Raw genomic sequence first — 14,627 nt, 5'->3', positions numbered from 1 at the left:
AAAAGCATTGTTTTCTAAAGCAATGTTGACTAAACTGTAAAAGAATAATATATAGGACGAGAAAGGATGTCACAATATAATGACTCAACACGCGGATCTTTTAGCAATTAATGCTATCCGAACTTTGTCAATCGATGCTATTGAAAAAGCAAATTCTGGTCACCCAGGTTTACCAATGGGAGCAGCGCCAATGGCTTATACGCTTTGGACAAAACAATTAAGCCATAATCCAGCAAATCCAAAATGGTTTAACCGTGATCGTTTTGTACTATCAGCAGGTCATGGCTCAATGCTTTTATACAGCTTACTTCACCTTGGAGGCTATGGTTTACCAATGGAAGAAATTCAAAACTTCCGCCAATGGGATTCATTAACACCAGGACATCCTGAATATGGTCATACAGTAGGGGTAGAGGCAACAACTGGTCCTCTTGGGCAAGGAATCGCTATGACTGTTGGTATGGCAATGGCTGAGCGCCATTTAGCGGCTACTTACAATAAACCAGGTCATGACATTGTTGACCACTACACATTTGCGTTATGTGGCGATGGTGACTTAATGGAAGGCGTAGCAGCAGAGGCGATTTCATTAGCTGGTCACTTAAAACTTGAAAAATTAATCGTGCTTTACGATTCTAATGATATTTCTTTAGATGGTGACTTAGAAAAGTCATTTTCAGAAAACGTTCAAAAACGCTTTGAATCTTATGGTTGGAATTATTTAAAAGTGGCAGATGGTACAGATGTAGATGCTATTAATGCAGCCATTGAAGAAGCCAAAAAATCTACTGGCAAGCCAACATTAATTGAAGTGAAAACAGTGATTGGTTTTGGTTCTCCAAATAAATCTGGTAAAGCAGATTCTCACGGTGCACCACTTGGTACAGATGAAGTTGTCTTAACGAAAGCTGCCTATGAGTGGGCACATGAACCATTCCAAATTCCTGCAGAAGTTTACGATACATTTAATGCGGCTGCTGAAGTGCAAGGCGCACAACCAGAGGAAGCTTGGAATGCAAAATTTGCTGCATACAAAGAAGAATTCCCAGCGTTAGCAGCTCAATTCGAGAAAGCGATGAATGGTGAATTACCAGAAGACTTTGCTTCTGAGTTACCTGTATATGAAGCTGGTAAATCTGTAGCAACTCGTTCTTCTTCAGGCGATGCAATTAATGCTATTGCGAAGAAAACACCTTCATTCTTTGGTGGTTCAGCTGACCTTGCTGGCTCCAATAAAACAACGATGAAGGGTGCAGGAGATTTCTCAGCAGACGACTATGCTGGACGTAACATCTGGTTCGGTGTTCGTGAATTTGCAATGGGTGCTGCTATGAACGGAATGGCTCTTCACGGTGGTTTAAATGTATTCGGTGGTACATTCTTCGTATTCTCTGATTACGTTCGTCCTGCAATTCGTCTATCTGCATTAATGGGTCTTCCTGTAACATATGTATTCACACATGATTCGATTGCAGTAGGGGAAGATGGTCCAACACATGAACCAATCGAACACCTTGCATCATTACGTGCAATGCCAAACCTATCTGTTATTCGCCCTGCGGATGCAAATGAATCAGCAGTTGCGTGGGAGCTTGCAGTAGCAGCAGAAAAAACACCAACTGTTCTTGTATTATCTCGTCAAAACTTACCTGTTCTTGACGCTTCTATTGAAACAGTACGTGAGGGCGTAGCAAAGGGTGCTTACACAGTGTCTCCAGCTGCAAAAGAAGTGGCAGATGCTATTTTAATTGCAACAGGCTCTGAGGTTTCGCTTGCTGTCGAAGCACAAAAAGCATTAAAAGCAGACGGTATAGATGTAGCAGTTGTTTCTATGCCATCTATGGATCGCTTCGAAAAACAAGACGCAGCTTACAAAGAATCTGTTCTACCAAAAGCTGTTACAAAACGTCTTGCAATTGAAATGGGGGCATCATTCGGTTGGCATAAATATACTGGCTTTGAAGGCGATGTTCTAGCAATTGATAAGTTCGGTGCATCTGCTCCGGGTGAATTAGTAATGGAAAAATACGGCTTCACTGTTGAAAACGTAGTAGCAAAAGTGAAAGCACTATAATTTACAACAAATACCACAATACTCAGGGATTTAAACATCAACTGAGTGTTGTGGTACTTTTTTTAGCGGCAAACACAGTCATGTGAAAACTCCATAAAAAGGGTGAGCGAATGAAGAACTATAGCGTTGTGTTATTTGACCTAGATGGAACGTTATCTGATCCCAAAATAGGAATCACTAAATCAGTCCAACATGCTTTACAGAAGGCGGGCGTCATGGTGAATGATTTGGATGAACTCGAACCATTCATTGGACCACCATTACAAGTATCTTTTCAAGAAATCTATGGATTCAATGATACACAAATAACGCGAGCAATTAGAGATTACCGAGAACGATTTACGGAAAGGGGAATGTTTGAAAATAAACTATATGAAGATATTCCAGCATTGTTAGCTCATTTAAAGCAACAAGGATATATACTAACTATTGCCACCTCAAAACCAACTGTCTTTGCGGAACAAATCATAAAGTATTTTCAGCTAGAGTCCTATTTCGATCTTGTCGTAGGAAGTCACTTAGATGGTTCACGTTCTGCCAAAGGTGAGATTATTGCAGAGGTACTTCAACAACTTGATTCMTAWYSRWRRGMSYAATKGACTACGATTGACCATCGACCTCACGCTTTCAGCGGCGCTCGTGAAAATCAAATCGATGCCATCGGTGTGACATATGGTTTTGGGTCGCTAGAAGAATTAAAAAATGAAGAGCCTACATATATTGTGGACCATGTAAATGATCTCCTAAAATACCTCTAAAAACACGAAAAACTGCATGTCAGCATGCAGTTTTTTTATGTAGGATTATTTAGCAAGTCCGTTTTGGAAGGCGTAGACGACGGCTTGAGTACGATCTTGAACTTCTAGCTTTGCTAAAMTATTACTAACATGTGTTTTTACCGTTTTCAAGGCAATATATAGCTCATMAGCKATTTMCTGATTGGCTTTACCCTGGGCCATTAGCAATAATACTTCCATTTCACGTTCAGTCAATTGTTCGTATAGTGGCGTACTATTGCCATGGCGCATGCGGTGCATCATTTTGGAAGTGACCTCTGGCTCTAATACCGTTTCGCCACCCATCGTTTTTCGAATAGCATCTGCAATTTGTTTGGCATTAGATGTTTTTAAAATATAGCTTACCGCGCCAGCCTCTAAGGCAGGATATACTTTATCATCATCTAAAAAACTAGTCACCATCATGATTTTTGCCTCAGGCCATGCTGCTAATATTTCCACTGTTGCCTCTGCTCCTGTCATAACAGGCATCACATTATCCATTAAAATAATATCAGGCCTTAGCGCTAGGGCACGTTCCACAGCCTCTTTACCGTTCTCAGCCTCACCTACAACCGTAATATCCGGCTGTGCTGAAAGATAGGCTGACACACCAATCCGTACCATTTCATGATCATCCACTATGAGCACTTGTATCATCGACATTGACCTCCTCTTTTTGTAAAGGAATTTTAACCTCTACAATTGTTCCTTCACCAGGCACTGATACAATTTTATAGGTGCAGCCAATTTCAACTGCTCGTTCAGCTATATTTTGTAAACCGTATGATGTGGATTTATCTTCCTCCACATCAAAGCCTAAACCATTATCKTGAATTCGTAAAATAGCTAAGTCGTCACGTGCCACAAGAAGTAATTCCACCTCACTTGCTTTGGCATGACGCAGCGTATTGGRGAGTGCCTCCTGTKCAWKACKWAWTAAATGATCTTCCTCTGCTTTAGTTAAGGCCATTTCTTCTAATTCATATTCTATATGGAAATAAACTTTTTGCTGAAGTTCAATAATCAATTCCTCTAAGCCTTGTGCCAATGTTTTATTGTGTAAAGCTACAGGCCGTAAGTGTAGCAGTAATGCACGCATTTCTAGCTGTGCCTGCTGAACGATTTTCTCCACCTGTTTTAAGCTAGTAGCATGTTCGTCATTTTCAGTTAATGCAGATAGTAACATAGAGGCAGCAAATAGTTGCTGTGACACAGAATCATGGAGTTCTCTAGCTAGTCGTTGGCGTTCAGCAATAATACGCTCCTGAATAATTTTATCATTGGCCTCAGCCCGTTCATTGGACAAACGCTGTAAACTTTTACGTTGCGTATCAATTAATTCACTCGTTTGGACAAGTGCCTTTTTTAACGATTTCGGAAGAGCTTGTTTTTTAGGAAAAACAAAATCAGGCTCGATCAGTTGTTTCACTATTCGTGTTGCCTGCGCTTCTCGTGCCCTTGCAGTCATACTGATCCAGCTGGCAAACAGGAAGCTAAGTATAAACAGGCTAACTATGATGATGCCACCTAGAGGGATATTATCGTAATTCTGCTGCCATAAGGGCTCCCATGTTTTTTCATCAGGATTGCCCCATAGTGCAACAAGAAGACCGAAAACAGCACTCATTAAAATAAAAAATAATGTAAATAATCTTGAGATAAAGGCTATCATTTTCGTAGCACCTCCAAATCTCCAAGCCAGGTTGCGACATGAATAATCAGTACACGTTTAGCATCCTCAGGGTTGCCGTCTGAGAAAGTAATACTTTCATTTACTATACGTTGCGGCCCTACGTGTAAGCAGGAGAGCTCACCAAATAACGTCGTATACTGTAAACGGAATGGAATTTCATAAGGAACATAGATTTGAACTTTACCGATACCTTGTCGAATTGTAATAAGACTAGTGCCAGCTGGTAAAATCGTTTGCGTTGTATCAATGGTAATATCTCCTGCAAGGCGCTGAATTTGTACATCTTGCCATTTATAAGCTTCTATAGGCGCTGGCATTGTGCCAATTAGGTCATTTTTAATTGCAGGAAGCTTTTCAAATAGCTCTGCACCAACTACTTTTGGCTCGTTTTCTCTTTGCAAGTATTGATAGAGCATATATAAGAGCATGATGACGATAAATAAACGTAAGCTCCACATCGTGAACAAAGCAATGGCAATAAAGAAAATTCCTGTCCATTTAAAAAATCGAACTTTTTTGGAAAAACTTAAATAAAGAAGTACAGCCCCAATCAATAAACAGAAGGCACCACCATTATTAAATATAGTTAGCTCCACAAAGACGAGTAAAAAGAAGCAAAGAACCCAAAATGTGAGCTTATTTGTTGTGAAATTTTGCATGAGGGTCACCCTTCCTTCTACTAATAGTATAAGAGAGGGAATGGGACCCTCTATTCTTAAACGTGAAAGAATGCGCCTTTTAATGTTGGCGCATTGCTTTCATTATACCATGTTATTTATTTTCAATTAGCAGTGGTGAGCTTTCTTCTACTGCTTTTTTTTCTAATTCTGCCAGTCTTGCCTCAAAAGTTGTAAGCTCATGGTCTTTATCGATTTGATAAGCTAATTTATCGATATATGCTTCTAAATCTTCAAAGTTTGTTTTATTATTTTTGGCAATCATTCCATCCATTTGATGATGGGCACGAGTTACATTTTCTTTCCCMATCAGCTGTAATTGACGTACTTTCATATCTTTAATTTTATGCTTCATTGTTTCAAATTTACGCTCGAGCTCGAAGTATTCACGAGTACTTGCTTCAATGCTAGCTTGTAATGTAAGGTTACGAGCTGAATAAGCTGTTACTTCATCCGTAGCGAAATCAATTAAGTCCTGCTCTCCGCTAGATTTTGCTAATGCTAATTGAGATTCACGTTTCGCTAGTAAATCTGCGTTTTCTTTATATTCTTGCTCTAGCTTTTCTTTTAATTGCCCTTGTCGCTCTAATAATTTGCCTGTTTGTTCTGTTTGCTTTTCTGCTTCACGAATGTATTGATTTAACATCGCAATCGGATTTTTTTGTTCCTTCTTATCAAATAATTGGTGTAAGTCTGCCTCTACTGTATATCTAAAACGTTGAAATAAGTTCATTTAAAATCGCTCCTTTTATTTTGTTAAATTTGACCATTCTTTTTCAAAGTTTGTAAACGGATCTTCTTCTTTTTTTCCTTCAATTGTAGGGATTTTTACATCTTCGCCATTCCATTTTTTATAGATAACATAGATAATGGCGATGGCAGCAAGTCCAACCATTGCTGGAATGTTAGACACTGCTGATAGGACACCGATTAAACCAACTGTAAACCAGAAAATTTTACCGAAAGATGACTTACTAGCAATGTAGAAGTGCATGCCCAGTGCTACAAATAATCCAGAGAATAATAACCCCGCCAGTGGTCCAATTAACGCTAGTGCAACACATGCTGCAATGACGCCTCCAGTTAATAAAAGAAATTTTTTCATTTGTTTTAGCTCCTTTCGTTTGTACCTTTATGTTACCTATTTACAAGATTGTCTAAAACGGACTCGAAATTGATTTTGAACTAGGTCTTGAGGCTGAGATCCATCTAAGCAGCCAAAATAGAAGGTTTTTAGCCGTGTTTAATAAGACTTTTTCTTGTTTTTGGAAAAATATTAATTATTTTTGGTTGAAAATACCATTTGTCATAAAGTCATTTATAGACCCGAAACTAGAATTTTTTCGACAAAAATAGAAGAGAGATCCCTCCTTCGTTTGACAAATAAACAAGATTGAATGAGCTATACTTATGAAAAAGAAACTGAGCGAAGGAGGATTTCTGGTGAGAACCTATTCTATATATAAGATAAAAGAAGAGCATTTAACGTTTATTTTTGGCAGAGAGCGAAAGTTATTAGAGATGATGCAAGGTTGTGAAGATGCCAATGAGAAATCCTTAAAAGAGCTTGCATATATATGTGAATCCGTTCGTTTTGAGGAGATTGCAGCCATGTTAGAGCATCAACTTGATTCCAAATATGCACACCTAGAAAGAGCTCGTAATGCTTTGTTTTTAGAACATCCAATCAAAGGTAAAATGGCTATTTATTTAGTAGATCGTAAAATTTGTGTTTACTGTGAAGGTTCGCGAATGCTAGATTTAGATTTATTTCAAATGCTTGCTAAAATGAGTGAACGTTTTATTGCTTTTAATAAACAGGATAATGAGTGTGGGTGGTTAAAGCCGATGAAGTATACAATGCACTAGGAAAATTCACTACAATATATAGTAACACGCTATTATTTGGTGTATAATGGAGCGTGGAGAGTTTTTCTCGGTATATTGTAGTGGAGGAGGTTGGTTGTATGCCTACATGGGGCTGGATTATTATCGTAATTATCGCATTAGCAGCGGGCGCAGCACTTGGTTTCTATTTCGCTCGTCAAGCTATGATGAAATATTTGAAAGAAAACCCACCTATTAATGAGCAAATGATTCGTATGATGATGGCGCAAATGGGTCGTACGCCGTCTGAAAAGCAAGTACGTCAAATGATGGCGCAAATGAATAAATTCCAGAAGTAATTTGGAATGTTCCGAGCAACTAGTTCAAGCTTAACTAGTTGTTTTTTTATTTTTAATAGTATTTAAATAATTCTTAAAAATCATACAACTCTATCGGGAAACTATGTATAATGGAGTTACTATACGGAAGGGAGTTGTGTATATTGCAAAAAGAAAAAACAAATGTAGAAAGTTTTGATTTAGATCATACAAAAGTGAAGGCACCTTATGTTCGTTTAGCAGGTGTGAAAACTGGCAAAAATGGCGATGAGGTATATAAATACGATATTCGCTTTAAACAGCCAAATAAGGAGCATATGGAAATGCCTGCATTACATTCTTTAGAGCATTTATCTGCTGACATTATCCGTAATTACTCTGATCATATTGTTGATTTCAGTCCAATGGGTTGTCAAACAGGCTTCTATGTGTCCTTGATCAATCATAATGATTATGAGGATTTATTAGCTATTTTAGAGAACACATTTACAGATGTGACAAAGGCAACGGTAGTGCCTGCCTGAAATGAAGTGCAATGTGGAGGTGCGGCTATGAAGAGTTTAGAAGGGRCMCAAGCATTAGMGAAAGAGTWTTTAGCGAAACKTGATKAATGGCATATTATTTTTGAAGATTAAATAAAATAAAAACCTTGCGAGTAAAATGACGCAAGGTTTTTCATTGCCCTAAAAATGGAATGGAATGACATTCGAAGAAGAAGAATCCCGATTGATTTTTTGATAAATAAAATTGTCTAGAAAATCATGAATTAAATCCTCATATTCATCCATATTTTCATTAAAGGATTGTGCATGTGCCCCTGTATCAAAAAGTTTTAATTTTTTTGGACCGGTTTTTTTATTGTAGAGATCGAGTGACATGGAAGCTGGAATAAACGTATCAGGAATACTATGGATAAAGAGCACAGGTTTTTCAATATGTGTGACGGCTTCGGCAGGTGTTACACTTTTAAATGAGTAACCATCTCTGAGACGAACAAAAAAGTCAGCAAATCGAATAGGAATAATGGAGCCATATTTAAATTCAGTTTTTGCAATTTGTTTGAGCAACATAGAAAAGTCGGAGAACGCACAATCTGAGWTATAAAAATCAGCGCYATCCTCGACTGTTCCTGCATAGAGGAGCATGGTTGCTGCAHCCATCGATTCACCGTGAATGCCAAGAATAGCATCCTCTCCAATCATGGCTTTTACTGTTTTCACCACGGCATCAAGATCGTTTTTCTCATAGTAGCCATAGCTTGTTGTCTTGCCACCAGATTCACCATGGCGGCGGTGGTCAAATATAACGGAATTATAGCCAAGTCTTTCAAAAAGGCGAGCATATTTCACGGAATTTATTTTATTTTCGGTAACACCGTGGCAAATGATGATCGTGTTATTTGTTTGCAATGGTTGAAACATAATGCCTCGAATTGTATAGCCATTTGGAGAATCAATATTTAGTTCACATTTCAAGTTTTTATTGTACCAAGCCTCATCAAAGCGCTTTGCGGTCGTTTCTCGTTCCCGTATAAATTCAGGGTCTTTTTGTTGGATATACATTAATTTATTGGAAAGCGCGAAGCCGAACAGACCTGTTGCAGCGGCGGCTAGCGTTGTTGTAATACCAGAGAATAAAAGCATCTTCTTTTTCATCATAAAACACCTCCACATGCTGTTTCTTATTTGTAATGTTCCCAACTAAGATTGTTTAAAACACGTCAACATTTTACAATATCTTTGGCAAAACTGCGATTATTTCTATTATCGAAAATCGTCATAATATTTGTTAAAATATACATATCTGCTAGTAGCATATGCATGCAGTGTTGATTCTTGAACGGGGAAAAGGGGAGAATGATTATGACAAACGAGGTAGTAATCGTGAGTGCAGTGCGTACAGCAATCGGCTCATTTCAGGGGACATTAAAAGACGTACCAGCGACAACGTTAGGTAGCATTGTCATTAAAGAGGCATTAGTGCGTGCTGGCGTAGCAGGAGAACAGGTCGATGAGGTCATTATGGGGAATGTTTTATCGGCTGGACTTGGACAAAATCCAGCGCGTCAAGCGGCAATTAAAGCGGGGTTACCTCAAGAGGTATCAGCTTTAACAATTAATAAAGTATGTGGATCAGGTTTAAAGGCTGTTCATTTAGCAACACAGGCGATTTTAGCGGGAGATGCAGAGATTGTTGTTGCAGGTGGATTTGAAAATATGAGCCAGGCTCCATATGTCTTAAAAAATGCACGAGAAGGCTTCCGAATGGGCGACCAAAAGGTAGTAGATACAATGATTCAGGATGGCCTATGGTGTGCTTTTAACGATTATCATATGGGCATTACAGCTGAAAATTTATGTGATATGTATCAAATTTCTCGAGAAGAGCAGGATGCTTTTGCAGCTCGTTCTCAGCAACGCGCAGAGGCAGCAATTGCAGCGGGCAAGTTTGAAAATGAAATCGTTGCTGTTGAGATTCCACAGCGCAAGGGAGAGCCACTGCTTTTCAATAAAGATGAATTTCCACGAGCAGGTGTGACAGCAGAATCATTAGGTAAGCTACGACCAGCATTTAAAAAGGATGGCTCTGTCACAGCAGCGAACGCGTCTGGAATTAATGATGGTGCGGCAGCGGTAGTGGTGATGTCAAAGGAAAAAGCACAAGAGCTAGGCATTCAACCAATGGCGATCATTACAGCGAATGCTAGTGCTGGTGTAGATCCTGCAATTATGGGTACAGGTCCTGTAAAAGCAGTACAAAAAGCGCTGACAAAGGCTGAGGTTACTTTAAACGATATCGATTTAATTGAAGCAAATGAAGCATTTGCAGCACAATCAATTGCTGTAGATCGTGAATTAAGCTTTAATCATGATAAACTAAATGTTAACGGGGGTGCCATTGCTCTTGGTCACCCAATCGGTGCTAGTGGTGCTCGGATTTTGGTAACGCTATTACATGAGATGGAAAAGCGTGATGTGAAAACGGGCTTAGCCACATTATGTATCGGTGGTGGACAAGGCGTAGCAACAGTTGTGAAGCGCCCTTGATGTCAATAAGAAGGTGAATAGAAATGGGAAAGAAACGAAAACAGCAACAACATACTGACAATAGCGTAACAGCTAGCCTACCTAAGCAAGAGGCCGTTACATTAGCAGATCAGCTAGGTGGAGATGTGCTAGCAAAATTAAAAGCAGCGAAGCAAGATTTAACTGCTAAAGAGCAGGCGGCAGAAGAAGAGCGTCAGGCAAAATTAGCTTTTGAACGTAAACAACGAGAAAAAAACAAATCGTTTGAAGAACTTTTAAACGAATACGGCGATAAAGGTACTAAATATTAAGAGAGAACAGTGAATTCACATAGGTGGGTTCACTGTTTTATATTTACAGCATAACATTTATATGGTTGTGGTCGATATATAAGGAGAGATTTTTGAAATTAATGGAACGGGAGACGCTGCCAATAACATATACCTAATTGGAGTTTAGTATCAATTAAATTATGTTAGGAGACCAACATGGTAGAATTACAAACAGAAAGAATAAGATTAATTCCTTTAAACGCTAAGTATCTTAATTTACTAATAGAGCATGAGGAGCAAATGGCGGCGGAGTTGTCATTAAGTAAAGGTGTAGGGAGTTTAGATTGCGAGCTTAAACAAGCGCTGTATTTTAGACTTTGCAAAGTATTAGAAGATGAGCCAAATTATCTATGGCATACGAATTGGTTACTTGTATTAAAAGAAAAAAATTGTGCTGTTGGTGGCATAATGCTAAAAGGTACGCCAAATGAGCAAGGGGAAGTTGTAATCGGGTATTATACTTTGCCTCCTTATATGGGGCAGGGCTATATGACAGAATCAATCATAGCTCTTAAAGACTGGTTACTCCATCAGCCAAATGCAAAATACGTTATCGCTGACACGGAAAAAGAAAATATGGCTTCCCATCGAGTTTTGGAAAAAGCAGGGGCTGTCTTGTTTAAAGAAACGAAGTCCCTCTATTTTTGGCGGTTCCACCTTTAAAATAAAAGACAAAAGGCTATAATTGARCCTTTKGYCYTKWARTTTWGAGTATTTTTCTTACTGCAACAACGAGACTAACAAAAACAATGGCTCCAGCTGTATCGACAAGCACATCTTGAGCACTCATAGTACGACCTGGCGTAAAGCTTTGACGAAATTCATCAAGCACCGCGATTGTTGCCGTTCCACCGATAGCAATACTTGCTGCAAAACGTCTTTTKCCCCAGGCGAAGTAAAKGCCAAGTGSGATGCAWCCAAATCCCATGAAGTGTGTCAATTTACGAATTAAAAACTCTACAAATGGAAAATAACCTCGCTCTTCCACTGAAACGATGGTTCCCCAATAGGGAATTTTTAAAATAGATAGTTGTTTTTCAAAAGGTTTATTGGCGAGCAAATCTTCTAATTCTGGTAGTATACTCTGTTGCTCATAGGTCATACTAGAGGAGATTACTAGTACAACTAGACAAATGAGTAAAATTAGCCATTTTTTCATCGATGTTCTTGATAGTACTCATTTTTTGTTAGCTCATTAGCTACCTTGAAATCTGTTATTGAATTAATTTTTTCGTAGGAAGCAAGCGTTTGTGCTAGTTGTTGTTGAGAGCTTGCGCCAATGACCGTAGAAGCGATTGTCGGCTCTTTTAGATTAAAAGCGATAGCCAAAGCATGCAAGTTATTATAGTGTAAAGCTAAGTCTGTTAACGTTGTTGTTAACTCCTCAGCAGTATAGGTGTTAAAACCATTMAYRTGTTGTAGACGTTGTTGCCAGCTATTTGTTAATAAGCCCTTTGCCACTGTGCCACGTGTTACAACAGAAGCACCCTGTTTCGCAATAAAGTTAAACCATTCTTCAGGGCGGCGATCGAGGGCACTGTATTGCATCATGACGCTTCTAGCGGAGCTTGCAGGTAAAAATCGCTGCAATACATTAGGACGAATGGAGGATATACCATATTCACGAATGAGCCCTTCTTTTTTCAGTCCTTCAAATGTGTCAATTATCTCGTCCCAATCATCTTCGATTGTGCCACCGTGTAATTGATATAVATCAATGTAGTCTRKTCCTAAACSTCGTMAGCTAGCATGGACAGCTTCTTTTATATAGGATGGTGATGCGTCCCAATGCCAGCCATCTACCCCTTCTGCCCACCGATTACCTACCTTTGTTGCTAGGATGACATCATGACGACGCTTACCTAACGTTGCGCCAATAATCTCTTCATTTGCACCATAATCATATAAATCAGCTGTATCTATATAGTTAATGCCAGCATCTAATGCCATATCGACAATGGCAGCTGCTTGTGTTTTATCTGTCGAAAGAGACATGCCCCCTAAACTAATCTCTGAAATAAACAATTCACTTGTACCAAGCTGTCTTTTTTTCATACGAATGACCTCCTTCGATTTCTCTACTTGTAATGGTACAATGAACATATCTGAAGAMCAAGCGAGGTTATCGTCAATGAAAAAGTTTGAGGAAAAAACAACGAAAAMGANNCCGATCTATGACGGTAGAATAATAAAACTACAAATTGATGATGTCACTTTACCAAATGGACAGGTTGCAAAACGTGAAATCATTAAGCATCCAGGTGCCGTAGCGGTGATTGCTGTTACGGACGAGGGTAAACTAGTGTTAGTAGAACAATATCGTAAAGCGCTGGAGCGTTCTATTATTGAAATTCCAGCTGGAAAGCTAGAGCCAGGTGAGGAGCCAGTGATGACAGCACGTCGAGAATTAGAGGAAGAAACAGGTTATGGCGCGCATCAACTTACTTTTTTACAAACATTTGCAACATCACCAGGCTTTGCGGATGAAGTTCTTCATTTGTTTGTGGCGAGGGGATTATATACAATAGACAATAAAGCAGATTTAGATGAGGATGAATTTGTCGAACTATTAGAAGTTTCGTTGGAAGAAGCACAAGTAATGGTGGCTGACCAGCGTATATATGATGCTAAAACAGCATTCGCAGTGCTATGGCTAGCTGCAAATTTAGAAAATAATCTTTTAGCATAATAGAGACGGACGAGCATAAGCTGTACAAACCTTGATAGAAAAGGAGCATGTTTATGTCTCGTACGGTGTCTATTTTTTATCACGCTTCCATCATTGCAGTAAGTTTTGTTTGTGGCGTTATTTTCTTTCATATTATTGGTGGACCGAAAGCGGAACCCTTTATATTATTTATAGAGCCTCGTTTAGCAGATGGGGACAGGCAATCCATTTTTCGTTTAGTACTGCCTGTTGCTATTTCCATAGGTCTTATATTATTACTAGCAACACATAGCGTCTTAAAGGTGTTAGTGCGTGTGACTGTAGCCATGCGTGCCACTTTTTTTGGCTTTAGTTCGGTTTTTTTATTACAAAAACTTGAAGCTTTTTGGCTTTATACGATTTGGTGGTTTCCATTTCAGCTCATCTATTGTATATTGTTGCTAGTCCTATGCAATTTACTTGTACCCGCTTGGTCAAAGCGAAAAATCGGGAAACAAGTATCTGGTCGGACAATTTTGTTGAATTTTATCGCATTTTTCATCATAATAGTTGCTGAGTTTATTGTTATTTCTTATGTGTTAAAATGATGGATTGAATAGACCAAAATTGTGATCAGATAAAAAAGTAGAAGCATGTTAGAAATCTATTCACTATCTTGTAATAGGATTTACTCCTTTGGTATAATGGAAAGAGTTTAGGGGGGCGTCACATGGAGAGCCGAATTGATCGTATAAAAAAACAGTTGCATAGTGCTAGTTACAAGCTGACGCCGCAGCGAGAAGCGACAGTTGCTGTTTTGCTTGAGCACGAAGAGGACCACCTAAGTGCTGAAGATGTTTATCTTTTAGTAAAAGAAAAAGCACCTGAGATTGGTCTAGCTACTGTTTATAGAACGTTAGAATTATTAACTGAGCTCAAAATTGTCGACAAAATCAACTTTGGCGATGGCGTATCGCGCTATGATTTACGCCAAGAGGGAGCTGCCCATTTCCACCATCATCTTGTTTGTATCGAATGTGGTGCTGTTGATGAAATTCAAGAAGATTTACTTGAAGATGTGGAAGCCGTTGTTGAAAAACGTTGGAACTTTATTATAAAAGATCACCGACTAACTTTCCACGGCATATGCTGGCGCTGTCATGATAAAAACGACGAATCGAATGAAGAAAAATAACGAAAAACTGTCTGTTTTAATCTTTGGTATAGATTGAAT

At 38.9% G+C, this 14,627-nt stretch carries 15 protein-coding genes and 4 pseudogenes; 11 read left to right on the top strand and 8 right to left on the bottom strand.

Going from position 1 to position 14,627, the window contains the following annotated elements; genetic code table 11:
• Positions 1-79 precede the first annotated feature (79 nt).
• Together tkt and ACHZEU_RS07625 are read left to right on the top strand one after the other, a co-directional pair.
• Positions 80-2,074 carry a transketolase gene (gene tkt / locus ACHZEU_RS07630; protein WP_404804320.1) on the top strand — a complete coding sequence of 665 codons (1,995 nt, stop codon included), beginning with the start codon at positions 80-82 and terminating at the stop codon, positions 2,072-2,074.
• A gap of 110 nt (positions 2,075-2,184) precedes the next feature.
• Positions 2,185-2,832 (top strand): annotated as a pseudogene (locus ACHZEU_RS07625) (HAD hydrolase-like protein).
• Positions 2,833-2,877: 45 nt separating this feature from the next.
• Here the strand turns inward: ACHZEU_RS07625 and ACHZEU_RS07620 are convergent.
• The 5 genes and pseudogenes from ACHZEU_RS07620 to ACHZEU_RS07600 form a co-directional block, all read right to left on the bottom strand.
• Complete coding sequence (locus ACHZEU_RS07620) at positions 2,878-3,510, bottom strand: response regulator (protein ID WP_404804319.1); 633 nt, start codon at positions 3,508-3,510, stop codon at positions 2,878-2,880.
• Positions 3,485-4,525: pseudogene (locus ACHZEU_RS07615) on the bottom strand (sensor histidine kinase). Before ACHZEU_RS07615 ends, ACHZEU_RS07620 begins: the two are co-directional and overlap by 26 nt.
• Positions 4,522-5,205: a cell wall-active antibiotics response protein LiaF gene (liaF, locus tag ACHZEU_RS07610; protein ID WP_004232142.1), complete on the bottom strand. Its 684-nt coding sequence runs from the start codon at positions 5,203-5,205 to the stop codon at positions 4,522-4,524. Before liaF ends, ACHZEU_RS07615 begins: the two are co-directional and overlap by 4 nt.
• Before the next feature lie 112 nt (positions 5,206-5,317).
• Positions 5,318-5,956 (bottom strand): PspA/IM30 family protein, encoded by a 639-nt coding sequence (locus ACHZEU_RS07605; RefSeq protein WP_404804318.1) that lies wholly within the window; start codon positions 5,954-5,956, stop codon positions 5,318-5,320.
• A gap of 15 nt (positions 5,957-5,971) precedes the next feature.
• On the bottom strand, positions 5,972-6,328 hold the full coding sequence (locus tag ACHZEU_RS07600) for a hypothetical protein (RefSeq protein ID WP_048391315.1): 357 nt from the start codon (positions 6,326-6,328) through the stop codon (positions 5,972-5,974).
• Positions 6,329-6,666: 338 nt separating this feature from the next.
• Between ACHZEU_RS07600 and sirA the strand changes: the two genes are divergently transcribed.
• The 3 genes and pseudogenes from sirA (at position 6,667) to ACHZEU_RS07585 (ending at position 8,023) form a co-directional block, all read left to right on the top strand.
• Positions 6,667-7,092, top strand: coding sequence for a sporulation inhibitor of replication protein SirA (gene sirA, locus ACHZEU_RS07595; RefSeq protein ID WP_004232148.1), 426 nt, complete (start codon positions 6,667-6,669; stop codon positions 7,090-7,092).
• Positions 7,093-7,190: 98 nt separating this feature from the next.
• Positions 7,191-7,409, top strand: a complete 219-nt coding sequence (locus ACHZEU_RS07590) for a YneF family protein (protein WP_004232154.1) — start codon at positions 7,191-7,193, stop codon at positions 7,407-7,409.
• Between the two features lie 110 nt (positions 7,410-7,519).
• Positions 7,520-8,023, top strand: a pseudogene (locus tag ACHZEU_RS07585) (S-ribosylhomocysteine lyase).
• 48 nt (positions 8,024-8,071) lie between these two features.
• Here the strand turns inward: ACHZEU_RS07585 and ACHZEU_RS07580 are convergent.
• Positions 8,072-9,043 (bottom strand): alpha/beta hydrolase, encoded by a 972-nt coding sequence (locus tag ACHZEU_RS07580; protein ID WP_404804585.1) that lies wholly within the window; start codon positions 9,041-9,043, stop codon positions 8,072-8,074.
• Between the two features lie 207 nt (positions 9,044-9,250).
• Between ACHZEU_RS07580 and ACHZEU_RS07575 the strand changes: the two genes are divergently transcribed.
• The 3 genes from ACHZEU_RS07575 to ACHZEU_RS07565 all read left to right on the top strand — a co-directional run bounded on the left by ACHZEU_RS07575 (position 9,251) and on the right by ACHZEU_RS07565 (position 11,409).
• The gene (locus ACHZEU_RS07575; protein WP_082148122.1) at positions 9,251-10,435 is read left to right on the top strand and encodes an acetyl-CoA C-acetyltransferase; all 1,185 of its coding nucleotides are present in this window, start codon (positions 9,251-9,253) and stop codon (positions 10,433-10,435) included.
• A 23-nt stretch (positions 10,436-10,458) separates the two neighbouring features.
• The gene (locus tag ACHZEU_RS07570) at positions 10,459-10,725 is read left to right on the top strand and encodes a YqkE family protein (protein ID WP_036080173.1); all 267 of its coding nucleotides are present in this window, start codon (positions 10,459-10,461) and stop codon (positions 10,723-10,725) included.
• 177 nt (positions 10,726-10,902) lie between these two features.
• Positions 10,903-11,409 carry a GNAT family N-acetyltransferase gene (locus tag ACHZEU_RS07565; protein ID WP_048391312.1) on the top strand — a complete coding sequence of 169 codons (507 nt, stop codon included), beginning with the start codon at positions 10,903-10,905 and terminating at the stop codon, positions 11,407-11,409.
• A gap of 16 nt (positions 11,410-11,425) precedes the next feature.
• Here ACHZEU_RS07565 and ACHZEU_RS07560 read toward each other — a convergent pair.
• Positions 11,426-11,905, bottom strand: a pseudogene (locus ACHZEU_RS07560) (VanZ family protein).
• On the bottom strand, positions 11,902-12,801 hold the full coding sequence (locus tag ACHZEU_RS07555; RefSeq protein WP_404804317.1) for an aldo/keto reductase: 900 nt from the start codon (positions 12,799-12,801) through the stop codon (positions 11,902-11,904). The pseudogene ACHZEU_RS07560 and the gene ACHZEU_RS07555 overlap by 4 nt, the downstream one beginning before the upstream one ends.
• 76 nt (positions 12,802-12,877) lie before the next feature.
• Here ACHZEU_RS07555 and ACHZEU_RS07550 point away from each other — a divergent pair, with 76 nt between their 5' ends.
• The 3 genes from ACHZEU_RS07550 to ACHZEU_RS07540 all read left to right on the top strand — a co-directional run bounded on the left by ACHZEU_RS07550 (position 12,878) and on the right by ACHZEU_RS07540 (position 14,588).
• Complete coding sequence (locus ACHZEU_RS07550; RefSeq protein ID WP_404804316.1) at positions 12,878-13,435, top strand: NUDIX domain-containing protein; 558 nt, start codon at positions 12,878-12,880, stop codon at positions 13,433-13,435.
• Positions 13,436-13,488: 53 nt separating this feature from the next.
• A complete protein-coding gene (locus ACHZEU_RS07545; protein WP_004232169.1) occupies positions 13,489-14,001 on the top strand; it encodes a hypothetical protein in 513 nt (170 codons plus the stop codon).
• 122 nt (positions 14,002-14,123) lie between these two features.
• Positions 14,124-14,588 (top strand): Fur family transcriptional regulator, encoded by a 465-nt coding sequence (locus ACHZEU_RS07540; protein ID WP_004232171.1) that lies wholly within the window; start codon positions 14,124-14,126, stop codon positions 14,586-14,588.
• The last annotated feature ends 39 nt before the right edge of the window (positions 14,589-14,627 follow it).

Origin of the sequence: Lysinibacillus sp. S1, from assembly GCF_044986265.1 — a bacterium.
Taxonomy (GTDB): Bacteria; Bacillota; Bacilli; order Bacillales_A; family Planococcaceae; genus Lysinibacillus; species Lysinibacillus capsici.
The sequence above is the reverse complement of the archived record's forward strand: the minus strand, read 5'-3'. Positions and strand labels throughout refer to the sequence as shown.